16 protein-coding genes and 2 pseudogenes are annotated in these 16,103 nt (G+C 64.1%); 8 read left to right on the top strand and 10 right to left on the bottom strand.

The window, feature by feature from the left end:
• The first annotated feature begins 131 nt into the window (after positions 1-131).
• From AC1RUK_RS08375 to AC1RUK_RS08365, 3 genes are read left to right on the top strand one after another with little or no spacing between them, the layout of a single operon-like run.
• Positions 132-830 (top strand): fumarylacetoacetate hydrolase family protein, encoded by a 699-nt coding sequence (locus AC1RUK_RS08375; RefSeq protein ID WP_481835991.1) that lies wholly within the window; start codon positions 132-134, stop codon positions 828-830.
• Between the two features lie 4 nt (positions 831-834).
• Entirely contained in the window at positions 835-1,485 is a 651-nt protein-coding gene (gene maiA, locus AC1RUK_RS08370) for a maleylacetoacetate isomerase (RefSeq protein ID WP_481835992.1), read from the top strand.
• A gap of 33 nt (positions 1,486-1,518) precedes the next feature.
• Positions 1,519-2,562, top strand: a complete 1,044-nt coding sequence (locus AC1RUK_RS08365) for a zinc-dependent alcohol dehydrogenase family protein (protein WP_481835993.1) — start codon at positions 1,519-1,521, stop codon at positions 2,560-2,562.
• Between the two features lie 15 nt (positions 2,563-2,577).
• On the opposite strand, the gene AC1RUK_RS08360 is transcribed toward AC1RUK_RS08365, so the two are convergent.
• Positions 2,578-3,468, bottom strand: coding sequence for a DMT family transporter (locus AC1RUK_RS08360; protein ID WP_481835994.1), 891 nt, complete (start codon positions 3,466-3,468; stop codon positions 2,578-2,580).
• A gap of 102 nt (positions 3,469-3,570) precedes the next feature.
• Here AC1RUK_RS08360 and AC1RUK_RS08355 point away from each other — a divergent pair, with 102 nt between their 5' ends.
• The gene (locus AC1RUK_RS08355; RefSeq protein ID WP_481835995.1) at positions 3,571-4,974 is read left to right on the top strand and encodes an aminotransferase-like domain-containing protein; all 1,404 of its coding nucleotides are present in this window, start codon (positions 3,571-3,573) and stop codon (positions 4,972-4,974) included.
• 15 nt (positions 4,975-4,989) lie between these two features.
• Here the strand turns inward: AC1RUK_RS08355 and AC1RUK_RS08350 are convergent, their stop codons facing one another.
• Complete coding sequence (locus AC1RUK_RS08350; RefSeq protein WP_481835996.1) at positions 4,990-5,883, bottom strand: LysR family transcriptional regulator; 894 nt, start codon at positions 5,881-5,883, stop codon at positions 4,990-4,992.
• Between the two features lie 131 nt (positions 5,884-6,014).
• On the opposite strand from AC1RUK_RS08350, the gene AC1RUK_RS08345 reads away from it, so the two are divergent.
• A complete protein-coding gene (locus AC1RUK_RS08345; protein ID WP_481835997.1) occupies positions 6,015-7,463 on the top strand; it encodes an MFS transporter in 1,449 nt (482 codons plus the stop codon).
• Positions 7,464-7,467: 4 nt separating this feature from the next.
• Here AC1RUK_RS08345 and AC1RUK_RS08340 read toward each other — a convergent pair whose 3' ends face one another.
• The 3 genes from AC1RUK_RS08340 to AC1RUK_RS08330 form a co-directional block, all read right to left on the bottom strand.
• Positions 7,468-7,965 carry a MaoC family dehydratase gene (locus tag AC1RUK_RS08340; protein ID WP_481835998.1) on the bottom strand — a complete coding sequence of 166 codons (498 nt, stop codon included), beginning with the start codon at positions 7,963-7,965 and terminating at the stop codon, positions 7,468-7,470.
• Between the two features lie 221 nt (positions 7,966-8,186).
• A complete protein-coding gene (locus AC1RUK_RS08335; RefSeq protein ID WP_481840216.1) occupies positions 8,187-8,615 on the bottom strand; it encodes a phasin family protein in 429 nt (142 codons plus the stop codon).
• 68 nt (positions 8,616-8,683) lie between these two features.
• Positions 8,684-9,988, bottom strand: coding sequence for a DUF445 domain-containing protein (locus tag AC1RUK_RS08330; protein ID WP_481835999.1), 1,305 nt, complete (start codon positions 9,986-9,988; stop codon positions 8,684-8,686).
• A gap of 204 nt (positions 9,989-10,192) precedes the next feature.
• Here AC1RUK_RS08330 and rirA point away from each other — a divergent pair, with 204 nt between their 5' ends.
• Positions 10,193-10,654 carry an iron-responsive transcriptional regulator RirA gene (gene rirA, locus AC1RUK_RS08325; RefSeq protein WP_481836000.1) on the top strand — a complete coding sequence of 154 codons (462 nt, stop codon included), beginning with the start codon at positions 10,193-10,195 and terminating at the stop codon, positions 10,652-10,654.
• 11 nt (positions 10,655-10,665) lie between these two features.
• Here rirA and AC1RUK_RS08320 read toward each other — a convergent pair whose 3' ends face one another.
• The 5 genes and pseudogenes from AC1RUK_RS08320 to hemP all read right to left on the bottom strand — a co-directional run bounded on the left by AC1RUK_RS08320 (position 10,666) and on the right by hemP (position 14,786).
• Positions 10,666-11,454, bottom strand: coding sequence for a heme ABC transporter ATP-binding protein (locus AC1RUK_RS08320; RefSeq protein WP_481836001.1), 789 nt, complete (start codon positions 11,452-11,454; stop codon positions 10,666-10,668).
• A 7-nt stretch (positions 11,455-11,461) separates the two neighbouring features.
• Positions 11,462-12,567 (bottom strand): annotated as a pseudogene (locus tag AC1RUK_RS08315) (FecCD family ABC transporter permease).
• 10 nt (positions 12,568-12,577) lie between these two features.
• A pseudogene (locus AC1RUK_RS08310) lies at positions 12,578-13,479 on the bottom strand (heme/hemin ABC transporter substrate-binding protein).
• Positions 13,480-13,490: 11 nt separating this feature from the next.
• On the bottom strand, positions 13,491-14,552 hold the full coding sequence (locus AC1RUK_RS08305; RefSeq protein WP_481836002.1) for a hemin-degrading factor: 1,062 nt from the start codon (positions 14,550-14,552) through the stop codon (positions 13,491-13,493).
• Between the two features lie 27 nt (positions 14,553-14,579).
• Positions 14,580-14,786, bottom strand: coding sequence for a hemin uptake protein HemP (hemP, locus tag AC1RUK_RS08300; protein ID WP_436172183.1), 207 nt, complete (start codon positions 14,784-14,786; stop codon positions 14,580-14,582).
• Positions 14,787-14,987: 201 nt separating this feature from the next.
• Between hemP and AC1RUK_RS08295 the strand changes: the two genes are divergently transcribed.
• On the top strand, positions 14,988-15,536 hold the full coding sequence (locus AC1RUK_RS08295; protein WP_481836003.1) for a TonB-dependent receptor plug domain-containing protein: 549 nt from the start codon (positions 14,988-14,990) through the stop codon (positions 15,534-15,536).
• Complete coding sequence (locus AC1RUK_RS08290) at positions 15,472-16,089, top strand: TonB-dependent receptor (RefSeq protein ID WP_481836004.1); 618 nt, start codon at positions 15,472-15,474, stop codon at positions 16,087-16,089. Before AC1RUK_RS08295 ends, AC1RUK_RS08290 begins: the two co-directional genes overlap by 65 nt.
• Positions 16,090-16,103: the final 14 nt, after the last annotated feature.

Below are 16,103 nucleotides of genomic sequence, written 5' to 3'. Positions count from 1 at the left end.
GGATAATCCCGCGACCATGGCCAGATTATTGCAAGATAGTACATCGCCATATTTGGCCGGCGCTTGCCCGGCCGTCCAAATCGGCCGAATGTGCCGGCGAACAAAACCATAGCTTTGGCAGAGAACCGTGCATGACAGAATTCGTCCTCCCCTTGCCCGCAACCCCTTCGGTGGCCGTCGCGGGCTCTGAGGCACGTTTTGCGGTACGCCGCATCTTCTGCGTCGGCCGCAACTATGCGGCGCATGCCCGCGAACTCGGCAATGACGAGCGCGACCCGCCCTTCTTCTTCACCAAGCCCGCCGATGCGGTGGTTGATTCGGGCATGACGATCCCCTACCCGCCGCTGACCAGGAACCTGCACCATGAGATCGAGCTGGTCGCCGCGATCGGCAAGGCGGGCTTCCGCATTCCGCGCGCGCAGGCCCTCGACCATGTCTGGGGTTACGGCGTCGGCATCGACTTCACCCGCCGCGACCTTCAGGACGAGGCCAAGAAGGCGGCGCGGCCCTGGGACTGGTCTAAGGCATTTGACCGCTCGGCCCCGTGCGGCCCGCTGGTTCGGGCACAGGCCTCAGGCCATCCCGAGAAAGGCCGCATCTGGCTGGCCGTCGACGGCGCGGTCCGGCAGGACGGCGACCTTGCCGAACTGATCTGGCCGATCGCCGACATCGTATCGATCTGCAGTGAGGCGGTGGGGCTGGAGCCGGGCGACCTGATCTTCACCGGCACGCCGGCCGGCGTCGGCGCGGTCGGGCCGGGCCAGACGATCACCGGCGGTGTCGACGGGATAGGCACGATCGAACTGACCATCGGCCAGCCGAGAGCATGATCCGATGAGCGACCTCGTCCTTCACAACTACTACCGCTCCTCCACCTCCTACCGGGTGCGGATCGCGCTGGAGATGAAGGGCCTGACCTACGATTACGTGCCGCACCATCTGCGCCACGGCGAGCATCTGGAAGCAGCCTATCTCGCCGTCAATCCGCAGGGGCTGGTGCCGGCGCTGATCCTGGGCGACGGTACGCTTTTGACGCAGTCGCTGGCGATCATCGAATATCTGGACGAGACGAAGCCCGAACCGCCGCTGCTGCCGAAGGATGCGCTTGGCCGAGCCCGCGTCAGGATGCTGGCACAGATGATCGCCTGCGACATCCATCCGGTGAACAATCTGCGCGTGCTGACCTCGCTGCGCACCCTGTTCGGCGCCGGCGACCAGGACGTCGTCAACTGGTTCCGGCACTGGGTGAACGAAGGTTTCCAGCCGCTTGAAAAGATTCTGGCTTCATCGCCGCAGACGGGTACATTCTGCCACGGCGATACGCCCGGACTGGCCGACATCTGCCTGGTCGCCCAGGTCACCAACAACGCCCGCTTCGGCGTCGACATGACGCCGTACCCCACTATGTCGCGCATTCATTCCGCCTGCATGGCGCTGCCAGCCTTCCAGAAGGCGGCGCCTGAGAATCAGATAGACGCGGAATAGCCGCAAGATCGGGACAGAGCACAGGAGTTGCCGATGAAAGCCGTCGTCTTCGAGAAATTCGGCGAGGCGCCGACGATCCAGACCGTGCCCGATCCGAAACCGGCACCGGAAGGCGTCGTCATCAAGGTCGAGGCAACCGGGCTTTGCCGCAGCGACTGGCACGGCTGGATGGGCCATGACGACGGCATCACCCTGCCGCATGTGCCGGGCCACGAGCTGGCCGGAGTCGTGGTGGCCGCCGGCAAGCGGGTGACCCGCTGGAAGGCCGGCGAGCGCGTCACCGTGCCGTTCGCCGTCGGCTGCGGCCGTTGCTTCGAATGCAACTCGGGCAACCACCAGGTCTGCGAGCACCAGACGCAGCCTGGCTTCACCGCCTGGGGCTCGTTCGCCGAATATGTCGCCATCGACCATGCCGACACCAACCTCGTGCGCCTGCCGGACGAGATGGACTTCGCCACCGCCGCCAGCCTCGGCTGCCGTTTCGTCACCTCGTTCCGAGCCATTGTCGACCAGGGCCGGGTGAAACCGGGCGAATGGGTGGCCGTGCATGGCTGCGGCGGCGTCGGCCTGTCGGCGATCATGATCGCCAGCTCGATGGGCGCCAATGTCATCGCCATCGACCTCACCGACGAGAAGCTGGAGTTCGCCAAGAAGATCGGCGCGGTGGCGACGATCAACGCCGCAACGACGCCCAACGTGGTCAAGGCGGTCAAGCAGATCACCAATGGCGGCGCGCATATGTCGATGGACGCGCTCGGCCACCCGACCACCTCGTTCAACTCGATTGCCAATCTGCGCCGGCGCGGCCGCCACGTGCAGGTCGGCCTGATGCTGGCCGAGCACGCCCGCCCGCAGGTGCCGATGGACAAGGTGATCGCCTTCGAGCTCGAGATCCTCGGCAGCCACGGCATGCAGGCCTACCGCTACCCGGCGATGATGGAGATGATCCGCACCGGAAAGCTGAAGCCCGAACTGCTGGTCGGCAAGAAGATCAGTCTCGAGGAGGCACCCGCCGCACTGATGGCGATGGGCGGCTTCGAAGGCATCGGCATCGGTGTGGTGACGAAGTTCTCGTGACGGACAACTCCGTCATTACGCAGCCGCGCGGCGCGGCAAATCCTGCTTCGCGAATTTCTTGGCGCCAACGACGCAAAGCACCACGCCAAGCGTAACGACAAGCATCAGCGGGCTTACCTGCTCGTGCAGCAGCGTTGCCGCCAGCGCGAGACCAAAGAAAGGCTGCAGCAACTGCAACTGCCCCACCGCTGCAATGCCGCCTTGCGCCAGGCCGCGATACCAGAACACGAAGCCGATCAGCATGCTGAACAGCGAGACATAGGCCAGGCCAATCCACGCGCCGGAGCCGATGTCGGCAAAGGATGGCGGCATCGTCGCAAATGTCAGCACCAGCATGATCGGCAGCGACAGCACCAGCGCCCAGCAGATCACCTGCCAGCCGCCGAGCTTGCGCGACAGCACCGCGCCCTCGGCGTAGCCCAGCCCGCAGGCGATGATTGCCGACAGCATCAGGAGATCGCCGATCGGTGAGGCGGACATGCCTTGGCTCAGGGCAAAGCCGACAACAAGCACGCTGCCAAGGCAGGAGAACAGCCAGAAGGCCGGCCTTGGCCGATCGCCACCGCGCAGCACGCCGAAGATCGCGGTCGCCAGCGGCAGCAGGCCGACGAAGATGATGGAATGGGCCGAGGTTACGTGCTTGAGCGCCAGAGCGGTCAGCAAGGGAAAGCCGACCACCACGCCCAACGCCACGACCACCAGCGACAGCAGATCCCCGCGCTCTGGACGTTTCTGGCGGAACAGGAGCAGCAATGCCAGACCAAGCAGTCCGGCAATCGCCGCTCTGGCCGACGTCAGGAATGTCGGATCGAAATCCATCACCGCCACGCGCGTCGCCGGCAGCGAGCCGCTGAAGATCAGCACGCCGATGAAGCCGTTCACCCAGCCGTTCAAACTCTTGTCCATGATCCGCTCCGTTTACCCTCCCGTACAGGTTCGGGGCATAGCGCTGCCAGAGACAATACGGTACAGTTCGGCAAAACTGTTATGGCTCGTCGAGAAGTACAGATGGACACATCAGATCCAAAAACCGGTAGCGAAGGAACGCTTGTCGAAGCGGTCATGGCGGCGATCAGGCACAGGATTGCCGCGCGCACCCTGACGCCTGGGGCGCGGCTGCCGTCGATACGGGCCTTCGCCGGCGCGATGCAGGTGTCAAAGTCGACCGTGGTCGAGGCCTATGAACGGCTCGCCGCCGAAGGCACGATCCGCTCGCGGCCGGGCTCCGGCTTCTACGCCGCCGGACCGCTGGCGCCACTTTCGCTGGCCGAGATCGGCCCTCGGCTCGACCGGGCTGTCGATCCGCTCTGGGTTTCGCGCCAGTCGCTGGAGGCCGGCGACGAGACCCTCAAACCTGGCTGCGGCTGGCTGCCGGCCTCGTGGATGCCTCAGACCGGACTGCGCCGGGCGCTGCGCACAGTGGCGCGGGCCGACGATGTCACGCTGGCGGACTACGGCACGCCGCTCGGTTTGCCGGTTCTGCGCCATCTGCTCGCGCGACGCATGGCCGGGCACGGCATCGAGGCGTCGCCAGAGCAGATCATGCTGACGGAATCGGGCACGCAGGCCATCGACCTCCTCTGCCGCTTCCTGCTCGAACCCGGCGACACGGTGCTGGTCGATGACCCCTGCTATTTCAACTTCCATGCCTTGTTGCGCGCCCACCGGGCCAAGGTCGTCAGCGTTCCCTACACGCCGTCAGGACCTGATATCGAGCTGTTCGCCCAGGCGCTGGCCGAACACCGGCCGCGCCTCTACATCACCAATTCCGCCATCCACAATCCGACCGGCGCGATCCTGTCGCCAGTCACTGCGCATCGGCTGCTGAAGCTCGCCGACCAGTCGGATCTGACAATCGTCGAGGACGACATCTTCGCCGATTTCGAGCACACGCCTGCCCCGCGCCTTGCGGCGTTCGATGGCCTTAGCCGGGTCGTCCATATCGGCAGCTTCTCCAAAACGCTTTCGGCGTCGGTACGCTGTGGCTACATCGCGGCGCCCCGCGACTGGATCGAACAACTGACCGACCTCAAGATCGCCACGACCTTCGGCGGCGGTCGGCTCGCGGCCGACCTGGTGCTGACGCTGCTCAAGGACGGCAGCTATCGCAAGCACATGGACTTGCTACGGGCGCGGCTTTCGCGCGCCATGGGCGAAACGAGCGCCCGCCTGAAGGCGATCGGCATCACGCCCTGGATCGAGCAGCCGGCCGGTCTGTTCCTGTGGTGCAGCCTGCCGGATGGGGTGGATGCGACAGAAGTGGCCCGCCGCGCTTTGGCCGCCAACATCGTGCTGGCGCCCGGCAATGCCTTCAGCCTGTCGCAGACCGCCAGCCATTTCCTGCGCTTCAACGTTGCCCAATGCGGAGACGAGCGGATTTTCGCCACGCTCGAAGCGGCGATGTCACGCTGATTTAGTCGTCACCAGTCAGCGGGACGACGCGCAAACCTCCCGAACACAATCCCGCAGCCAGCGTTGCGCCGGATCGGCATCGAGACGCGGATGCCAGAGCATGGAGATGGTGACCTCCAAGGTGGTGACCGGCAGGGGAAAGCTGAACATGCCGGCACGTGCCCCTTGCGAATGCCGCTCGGGGACGCTGGCGATCAGATCGGAAGCACGCGCCATGGCAAGTGCGGCCGAAAAGCCGGAGACCATGCACACCACAGTCCGCTGCAATCCGAGTTGGCTCAAGGCCTCGTCGATCGGCCCTCTTTCGCGGCCACGCCGGGAAACGCTGATGTGGCGGCCGGCCACGAAGCGCTCCGGCGTGATGGCGCCCTGGTTCAGCGGATGCCCGGCCCGCACCGCACCGATGAAGCGGTCGCGGAACAGCGCCTGGATACGCACCTCAGGCCCGGTTTCGCCGGCAACGCCGATCTCCAGGTCAATCGCCGCTTCGCGCAACGAGGTGACGTCCTTGTCGGACTTTGGTGCAAAACGCAGCCGCACGTCAGGCGCATCCGCTTCGATGCGGGCGACAAGGCGAGGCCCGAACTCCTCGACGAAACCTTCATTGGTGCGCAGCGTGAACGTCCGGTCGAGACGTGAAAGGTCGAGCAGCCTCGCCGGACGCAACAACGCTTCCGCGTCCTGAACGACACGCCCTGTCTGCTGGCGCAATTCCAGTGCCCGCGGCGTCGGCACCAGGCCGCGGCCGGCGCGGACCAGCAATGGATCGCCCGTTGCCTCGCGCAGGCGCGCCAGCGTCCGGCTCATTGCCGAGGGGCTGAGGCCCAGCCGCTGGGCGGCGCGCGCCACGCTGCCTTCGGTCAACAGAATGTCGAGAGCGAAGATCAAATTGAGATCGGGCAATGCCATCGGCGGACCATAGCACGTGACATGGCGTTCTGTGCATGAATAAGATGCAAATGCTGCGCCTTCCGCCATATCAGTCAGAAGACTAGATCTCCGAAAGCTCCGGTTCTGGAGCGAACAGAAAGGAGATCGCCTTGGCAATCGCTGAGCAAAATCGGGACGAGCGCGTGGCGGCGTCGCAACAGACCCAATCCGCAGGCTGGGCGCTGGCAAGCCTTTCGCTTGCCACGCTGCTGTCCTCGCTCGGAACCAGCATCGCCAGCGTCGGCCTGCCCTCGCTGATGCAAACGTTCGGCGCATCGTTCCAGGCCGTGCAATGGGTGGTTCTCGCCTATCTGCTCGCCATCACCACACTGATCGTCAGTGCCGGACGGCTGGCCGACATGTTCGGTCGCCGGCCGTTGCTGCTTGGCGGCATCGCGCTGTTCACGCTCGCCTCGGTGCTGTGCGGCATGGCGCCGACCCTTTGGCTGCTGATTGCCGCACGGGCCATGCAGGGGCTTGGCGTGGCGCTGATGATGGCCCTGACGCTGGCCTTTGTCGCGGAAACGGTGACCAAGGCCAGAACCGGCAGCGCCATGGGCCTGCTCGGCGCCATGTCGGCGATCGGCACGACACTCGGCCCGTCGCTCGGCGGCCTTTTGATCGGCGGCTTCGGCTGGCGGGCAATTTTCCTCATCAATGTCCCCCTGGGGATCCTGACCTTCGCTCTAGCCTGGCGTGCCCTGCCGGCCCGCGCTAAGACCGCGCAAGCCGATCGAGGCGAATTCGATGCGATAGGCACCATCCTGTTTGCCCTGACGCTGGCCGCGTATGCGCTGGCCATGACGCTTGGCAGAGGCAGCTTCGACTCACTCAATATCGGCCTGCTGGCGGCGGCCGGCATCGGCATCATTCTGTTCGCCCGAGCACAAACGAAGGTGAAAAGCCCGTTGATCCAGCTCGCCAGCTTTCGTGATCTCGAGCTGAGCACCAGCCTCACCACAAGCCTCATCGTTGCCACCGTGATGATGGCGACCCTGGTGGTTGCGCCATTCTATCTGTCTCGTGGGCTCGAGCTGGATGCCGCAATGGTCGGTCTCGTGCTGTCGACCGGCCCGCTGATCTCGACCCTGTCGGCGCTGTTGGCCGGACGCCTTGCCGATCGCTTTGGAGCACACAGGATGATGGTCGCCGGCCTGCTCGTCCTCGCCGCGGGCACTTTCCTGCTGTCGCTGGCCATGACGAAACTCGGCATCGCCAGCTATGTCGTTCCGATCAGCGTCACCTGCGTCGGCTACGCGCTGTTCCAGACGTCCAACAATGCAGCCGCTATGACCGGTGTCGGTGCTGGCGAGCGTGGTGTCGTTTCCGGCCTGCTCAACCTGTCGCGCAATCTTGGCTTGATCACCGGTGCATCGTTGATGGGCGCCGTCTTCGCCGTCGCATCGGCTGGAGGCTCGGGCGATACGATATTGGCGCCCGCGGAAGCTGCCCGGGGCATGCAGGTCACCTTCCAGACGGCCACGGTGCTTGCGCTGGTCGCGCTCGGTCTCGCGGTGTTCTCCTGGCGCACCGTCGCGAAGCGTCAGCAGCAGGCATAGGGGCTCAGGCCCCTGCCCGCTTGCGGCGCTCGTAGAGCATGACCAGCGTCTCGGCGGTCAAGGCCGGCTTCTGCTCGCCTTCGATCTCGACCGTGTTGGCGGCCTTCATCAGATATTGCCCGGGACCTTTGTCCTCCATCGACAGCAGTGTCGTGCGCAGCCTGATGCGCGCGCCGACCCGCACCGGCGCCAGGAAGCGCACCTTGTCGAAGCCGTAATTGAAGGCGGCCTGCGTGTTCTCGGGCACGATGCCCATTCCGAGCGCCAGCGCACCGATGATCGACAGCGTCAGATAGCCGTGCGCGATCGTGGTGCGGAACGGGCTTTGCCGTTTCGCTCTTTCAGGGTCGACATGAATCCACTGATGATCGCCCGTGCATTCGGCGAACTGGTCGATGCGGTGCTGGTCGACCGTCGTCCACTCCGACACGCCAAGCTCCTGCCCGGCCATCGTCCGCAGCTGCTCGAAGGTCGGCGGCGTCCTCGGCCGTGTTTCCGTCATTCCTGCATTCCCGATCGTTCCGCCTGTCTCCGGACCACGAACCGGCAGTCTCTGTCAATTCGCCGCGAGCGATTCCACTTCATCATCCTCAGGCCGCGTTGGGATTCATTTCCACGCACGAAAAGCCTGCGGCTGAACATTTCCAGCTGCTCGATGGCCTTCATCCCCAGCTTCAAGGGCAATCATCGAACCAGGGAAAAACGGCTTTGGTACGGAAGCGACTATTTCTTCTCGTAGCCGGAGCGGATTTCCGCCATCGCTTCCTTGATGCGCTCGCGCAGGATCTCGACGGATTCGGTGCCGGATTTCCTGACCAGCTCGGACACCTCGCCGGCATTCTTCAGCGCGGCCTCGAAGGATTTCCGCGCGAACTCCGCCTGCTTTGCCATCAGTTCCTGCGGATTGCCCGGCGCCCGGTAGTTCTGCGCCATATCGGCGACTTCGCGCAGCGTGTCCTGCAGCATCTCGCGCTGCCTAGAGAGCAGCGAGGTCGCCCCGGCCGCACCCGCCCTGGCCGACTTCTCCAGCGCTTCGAGGTTCTTGCGATGGTGGCTGAGGATCGCTTCTATATCGACATTCGGCACCTTCAGGTCACGGCCGAATCTGCTGAACATGTCCAGGAACGAGTTGGATTCCGGTTGTTTTGCCATAGTCGTTTGCTCCCCAGTCTGCCGTGAATACTAACCCTCTTGGAAGAATAGAGCATGACACGCCCGCGTCAATTGACGAGGAACAATCGCTCCATCGTATAAAGCGTTATGCCCGCAAGTCCGCCGATGACCATGCCGTTGAAGCGGATGTATTGCAGATCCCGACCGATGTTCATTTCGATCAGCCGGGTGAGCTGGGCAAGATCCCAGCGCCTGACCTGGTCGGCGATGAATTTCGACACGCCGCTCTTCTGGCTTTCGACGAAGGACGACAGCGCCACGACGAACCCCTGGTTCATATCGGCCCTGATCTGCGCGTCGCTGGCCAGATGGCGGCCGACCTCGACGAACATGGCCGCGAGATGGGCGCGGATCATCGAATTCGGTGCCTTGGCGTCCTGCTCGATGAACCGGCTGAGACTCTCCCACATGTCGCCGGCCAGTGCCTTCACCTCCGGCCGGGCCAGGAAATCCCGCTTCAATTGCTCGGCACGCCGGGCATATTGCTTGGACGTCCTCAGCCGCTCGATGAAGGTCCGCGCGAAACGGTCGAATTCGGCGCGCATCGGGTGATCGGGATCGGCCCGCACCTCGTCGAGCAGCGAGCCGGCGGACGCGACGATCTTCTTCAAAAGATAGGCGTCGGCACGAAACAGGTTGAACAGCGACGGCAGTTCCTCGCGGATCTTCTCGCGCATGGTTGCCAGCGCCTCCTCGTCGTTGAGGAAGCGGCCGATCACCCTCGTGAATTCGTCGAACAGTTTCTGGTGGCGGCGGTCGTCGGTCAGCGCCGATAGCAACTCGGCCGCCAGCGGCGCCAGCGGCACCTTGTCGATCTGCTCCAGCATGCGGCTGGTGACGAAGCCGCGCAGGCCGGATTGCTCGACCGCTGTGAGCGTTTGCGGCACCAGCCGGGCGACGAAGCGCGACAGGCCGGCCGCGCGTTCGGCATCGGCCAGCCAGTCGGCGACGAGCGCGGAAAAGTCCACTTCGGCCAGTTTCTCGCGCACCGGCTCAGGCGCCAGGAAATTGACCTCGATGAAGCGGCCGAGATTGTCGGCGATGCGGTTCTGATTTTCGGGGATGATGGCGGTGTGCGGGATCGGCAGGCCGAGCGGCCGCTTGAACAGCGCCACCACCGCATACCAGTCGGCCAGCCCGCCGATGGTCGCCGCCTCGGCAAAGGCAGCGACAAACCCAAGCCATGGGTAGGTGCCCTCGAACGACTTGGCCAGGGCGAAGATGAGGACGCAGAGCACGAGCGCTGCGGTGGCCGCGAACTTGGTGCGTCTCAGCGCTGAGAGCTTCGTTTCGGCATCGATGTCGATGCGAACGGCGGCAGCCGGTGCAAGAACCTGGACTGGTGGTGACATGGGTCGAGCCGCTCCTGATCGGTGTTGCGATCTTATTTAGGATCGGTCCCGGCCAAATGCCCGCGACACGGCATCCGGGTCACAAGTCCGCCCGGTCATGCACATAAAGTTGACGAGGTTATTCATCTATTATACGCCGCCAGTCTGGAATTGTTCCAAGGTATAGGCCATATTGAACCCAAGCTACTGCTTCGTGAGGACAAAATGCGGCTTACGCGCCAGACCAACTACGCCATGCGCATCCTGATGTATTGCGCCGCCAACAACGATCGGCTGAGCCGCATCCCCGAGATCGCAGCCGCCTATTCGGTGTCGGAGCTTTTCCTGTTCAAGATCCTGCAGCCGCTGGTGGAGAATGGCCTGGTCGAGACGGTGCGTGGCAGGAATGGCGGCGTCAGGCTAGGCCGCGCCGCCGAGCAGATCAGCCTGTTCGACGTCGTGCGGGTGACGGAAGAGAGCTTCGCCATGGCCGAGTGCTTCGAGAACGACGCGGCCGAATGCCCGCTGGTCGACAGCTGCGCGCTGAATTCGGCGCTGCGCGAGGCGCTCAACGCCTTCTTTGCCGTACTGTCGCGCTACACGATTGCCGACCTGGTGGCCGCGCGCCCGAACGTCCGGCATCTGCTCGGCATCGACATGCTGGAGCGCCGCGCGCCAGCCGCCTGATTTTCGCTTGGCTAGGCCACAGACTGCGGCAGAACGAACGGCGTATTCGCGGCCGGCAGCACGCCGACCCTCAGCCGGCAATCGAAGACCTTCTCGATCAACTCGTCGCTGAGCACGTCTTGCGGCGCGCCGGCGGCGGCGAGCCGTCCGCGATGCATGACATGGATGCGGTCTGCATACATGGCCGTCAGATTGAGGTCGTGCAGGATGGCGATCACGCCGCCGCCGCGTCTGGCAAAGTCGCGAGCGATGTTCATGATGATCAGCTGGTGCTTGATGTCGAGGCTGGAAACCGGCTCGTCGAGAAACAGATAGCGCGGCTTGCCGTCCAGCACCGGCGCCCAGACCTGGCACAACACGCGCGCAAGCTGGACGCGCTGCTGCTCGCCGCCTGAAAGCTCCTGGTAGAAACGCCCGGCAAAACCCTCGAGGTCGACCCGCGCCAGCGCCCGCTCGGGCAGGCGATCGTCTTCGCCGGGCAGCGCGCCCGAACGCCCGCCGAGGAGGCCGAGCCTGACAATCTCGCGCACCGTGAAGGGGAAGGACAGCGTCGTTGCCTGCGGCAGCACGGCGCGCAGCGTCGCTGCCTCGACCGGCTTCATCGCGGACAAGTCGCGACCATTGATGGCGACCGCGCCCGAATAGGCAAGATCGCCGGACAATGCCTTGAGGAAGGTCGTCTTGCCAGATCCATTGGGGCCAACGATGGCCGCGATCTCGCCCGGCCGCGTGGCAAAATCGACATCGGCCACGATACGCTTGCCGCCGATCGCCACCGAGACATCGCGTGCTTCTATCATTACGCACTCACAGGTCGATGACGCCGCGCTTGCGCAGCAGGATCCAGAGGAAGAACGGCGCGCCGGCAGCCGCGGTGACGATGCCGATCGGCAGTTCCGCGGGCGCCACGATGGTGCGCGCGACGGCGTCGGCCAGCAGCAGCAGCGACGCGCCGAGCAGCGCCGACGCCGGCAGCAGGTAACGATTGTCGGGGCCGATCAGCAGGCGCAACAGATGCGGCACGACGATGCCGACGAAGCCGATGCCGCCGCTGACCGCGACGGATGCGCCGACCGCTGCCGAGACACCGACGATCGCGGTGTATATTTCAGCCGCTGGACCGGAATGCCGAGATGGCCGGCGGACGCTTCGCCGAGCGCCAGCCCATTGAGGCCACGCGCCAGGAACGGCATCGCCGCCAGCGCCAGCACGATGACCGGCCCGACGGAACCGATTTTCTGCCAGGTCGCGCCAGCCAGTGAGCCGAGTTGCCAGAAGGTGAGGTCGCGCAGCTGTCGGTCGTCGGCCATGAAGATCAGGATGCCGGTCAGCGCCATGGCAAGCGCCGCCAGCGCGATGCCGGCAAGCAGCATGGTTGCGACCGAGGTTCGGCCTTGCCGTGTCGCGACCTGATAGAGCAGCAAGGTCGTCGCCAACCCGCCGCAGAAGGCTGCCAGCGGCAAGGCGAGCGTGCCGAATGCCAGCGTGAGCGGCGCCAGCACCGTCGCGCCAAGCACGATGACGGCCACCGCACCGAGGCTCGACCCCGCCGAGACACCGATCAGGCCGGGGTCGGCCAGCGGATTGCGGAATAGCCCCTGCATCACCGCGCCCGACACGGCGAGTGCTGCCCCGATCAGCACGCCCAGGATGACGCGCGGCAGACGGATGTCATAGACGATGAGACGATCGCGGGCGCTCAGCGCCGGGTCGCCCGGCACCGCGCCGAACAGCCAGTCTCTGATGACGCCGATGGCCGACGCGTCGGAAGCGCCTGATGTCAGCGACAACAGCATGGCAACGACAAGCCCCAGGCAGAGCACAAGGATCACGAAGCGGGCGCGTCGTGACCGGTCTCCGTCTATTGCAGCCGCCATCGTTCCCGCCGCAGCGACGATTGAATGATCGACCATGATGACCCGCTCAGTCCGTGACCTGGCTGCCATAGAGCGAGACGGCAAGGTCGTGGATGGCGTTGGCCGTGCGCGGCCCGAAGCCGAGCAGATAGCCGCCGTCCATGCGGATCAGCTTGCGCGCGGCACCGGCCGGCGTCGACGAAATGGCCGGATTGGCGAACAGTTCTTCGTCTGGCGTGGCACGCCCGGCATTGTTCATCATCAGGATCACATCCGGCTTCGCGGTGACAACAGCCTCGTCGGACATTTGTAGCCGGAAAAGCCCTCGATCGCGTTGACCCCGCCGGCGAGCTTGATGATGCCGTCGGCGGCGGTATCGGTGCCTGATGCCAGGATCTTGCCGCCTTGCATCGACAGCACGAACAGGATGCGCTTGCGGTCCTTGATCGAAGCGGTCTGCTTTTCCGCTGCCTTCAGCTTGGCATCGGTCTCGACCGCCAGTTCGGCGGCCTTGGCGTCGGCGCCGATCGCCCTGCCGACGATGCGGATCTTTTCGAGGATGCCCTCATGGTCATAGCGATCGGGCACCTCGATTAAGGGGATGCTCGACTTTTTCAGCACGTCGAGGGCTTCCTTTGGGCCGCTGCCGTGCAATGCCAGGATGCCCGACGGATTGACCGACAGCACGCCTTCCGGCGACAGCTGGCGCATATAGCCGACGTCAGGCAGCTGGAGTGCGGCCTCCGGATAGCGGCTGGTCGAATCGCGGGCGACCAGATGGCTCTGCTCGCCGAGCGCATAGACGATCTCGGTGATGGAGCCGCCGATTGCCGCGATCTTCGATGTATCGGCAAAGACGCCTATGATCTCGGCGGCACGAGCCGACGGCGGAGCCATGACCAGCGTCAGACCGATCACCGATCCGAGCGTCAGCCTGAGCAAACCCGAGAACCTGGGAAATAAAGCCATTGTCGTCGTCCTTAGGCTGCGGTCGAGCTTGGAATGCGTGGCAGGTTCTCGGCCAGGAACCGCCAGTCGTCGCGTTCGCCCTCGCCTTCATGGCGCTTGCCGAAGAACTGGATGATCATCCTGCCGTCGGCGCCATAGACCTCGAGCGAGGTGACATGGCCGTCCTTGGTCGGCTTGCGCACGGCCCAGACCTCGTGGATGTGGTCGGTTCGCAGATGCAGATGGAAGGTCTCGTCAAACACGTTGATCCACGGGCCCATCGGCTTGATCGACCTGACCGGGCCGGAATGGATCTGGATGCAGCCGCGATTGCCGACAAAGCACATGATCGGCATTTCACCGGCGGCGGCGTGGTGGAACATGGCGCCGACGGCGTCGTTGTCGACCAGCCAGGCATAGTCCTGGCCGACCATGCGCACCGCCTGGCGGCGACTGAGCTTGAGCGTCTTCAGCATGCCGAAGAACTGGTGCACGTCGGTCAGCCTGCTCCAGCGGTCGCGCAGATCGTCGACACTGGCCACGGCGCCCTGAACCTCGTTCTCCTCCTCGGCGCCGCTTGCCGAGACCACCACGGTCGGTTCCTGGTTCGACAATTCCAGCCCCGCCACCAGTTTCTGATAGGCGTAGAGGTTGGATGCGGGCCGCAGGTGCACCTTGTGCACAGCCTCGCCTGCCGCGTCGAAGAACTGCAGGCTGCGACGGATGTCGCCGCCGTCGCGCTTTTCGACGGCAAAGCCGTGTGCCCAGATTTTCGGGAAGATGCGCAGGTCGATGTTCTCGCCCAACACCATGGCATTGTGGTTGCCGGTGACGACCTTGTCGTAGATGCCGATCTTCTCGTGCACCGCGCTTTCGTTGCGGGTCAGCGCCATCACCTCGCCCACGACCTCGAGGCCGGTCAGAAGATCGTTGACACGCGGCTCGACGCGCACGACGCCGTCGCCGCAATGCGCCGCGACGAGCTCGGCCTCTGAAATGCCGAGCTGGGCGGCGAGATCGCGCTCGCGCGTTTTGGGATTGTCTTCCCGCGCCCGCCGGATTTCATGCGGCGACGGTTTCACGCGCTGATCCATGTCCTAGCCCCTTACTTTTCCTGAAACCTACTTGTTGAGGATCAGCTTGCCCTGGCGGGTGATCTTCAGCCGGTAGAGCGCGCCGTGATGTTCGATGCCGATCTCGTGCTCGCCCTGGAACAGCGTGTTGCTGGACAACGTCCTCACCGCCAATGGAACCCGGTCATAGCGGACAGAACTGTCGTCGGAACGGCGGACGCGATAGCGAAAGTCACTGGGGTTATGCGTGTTCATCTGTTCGGTCCCTTTCCTGTGCCGGCCACCTGGCCGGGCGCCTGCGTAAAATGCCGATTCATTTCTTGACTCGAATAATCATGTTTACTAGTCAGTGCAATACAGGACTAAATGAGTCAACATTTAAGATGCCGGACACGATGAGAAATGCCAGCGAGCGCCGCGCCAGCCAGCATTGAACCTGGATTTGGAGTTGGGGTGATGGGGCCGGTGGCAAGGAATACGGCTGCTCTGCTGAGCGGAGCGGCGGTGACGGTATTTGTTGGGATGCATGGCGCAAAAGCCCAGGAAACGCAGACGAACGAAGCGGAAAAGAAGGGGCGCGTGACGCTACTGCAGAGGCTCGTGCTGGGTGCGGGCGCAGAAAAGATCGCAATCAACACGCCGCAGGCGGTGACGGTTCTCAATCAGGAGGATATCGATCGTGAGCAGGCTGAAACGACCGGCGGGCTGTTCAAATCCGTACCGGGCGTAACCATGGTCGGCAGCGAACGTGTCTTTGGCGAAGCCTTCAACATTCGCGGCATCGGCTCCACCGAGAACTCGGCCGACGGCTCCCGCATCATCGTCAATGTCGATGGCGCGCAGAAATTCTACGAGCAGTACCGGATGGGCTCCTTCTTCTCGGATCCCGAGCTCTACAAGAAGGTCGAAGTGCTGCGCGGACCGGCCTCTTCGACGCTTTATGGCTCCGGGCGCGCTCGGTGGCGTCATCAATTTCGTCACCAAGGACGCTTCCGACTTCCTTAAGGAAGGCAAGGACAACGCGCTGCGGCTGAAGAGCTCCTATGAGACCAACGGCAATGGGCTGTTGGGTTCGGCCATCTACGCCCGCCGCCTCAACGACAATATGGAACTCCTCGCGACGGGCAATTATCGCACTTCCGACGAGATCACGCTGGGCAACGACACGAATCTTGTCGGCTCCGACTTCAAGGCCTGGTCGGGGCTTGTGAAGGGAACGGCACGATTCGGCGACAACAACGAGCAGACCGTTCGGCTTTCCTACCAGCGCTGGGACAGCGATGCCGACGACCAGGCCTACGCCCAGACCGGCACGCAGGCGGTGTTCGGCACGGTCGATCGCCATGTCATCGACAGCACCGCGATCCTCAGCTACGAGAACCCGGTCAGCGACAATCCCTGGCTCGACGTCAAGGCAAGCATCTCCTATTCCGACACGGCCGTGGAACAGCGCAACGGCACGCTGGGCGGCTTCTCGAACATCATCAATGCGGACTACGGCTACCGCACCTGGCAAGCCAGCCTACAGAACACGTCCGAGTTCACCGGCGAATCCTAACAGAATTTCCTGAC

It is taken from the genome of Mesorhizobium monacense (assembly GCF_056781675.1).
The sequence above is the reverse complement of the archived record's forward strand: the minus strand, read 5'-3'. Positions and strand labels throughout refer to the sequence as shown.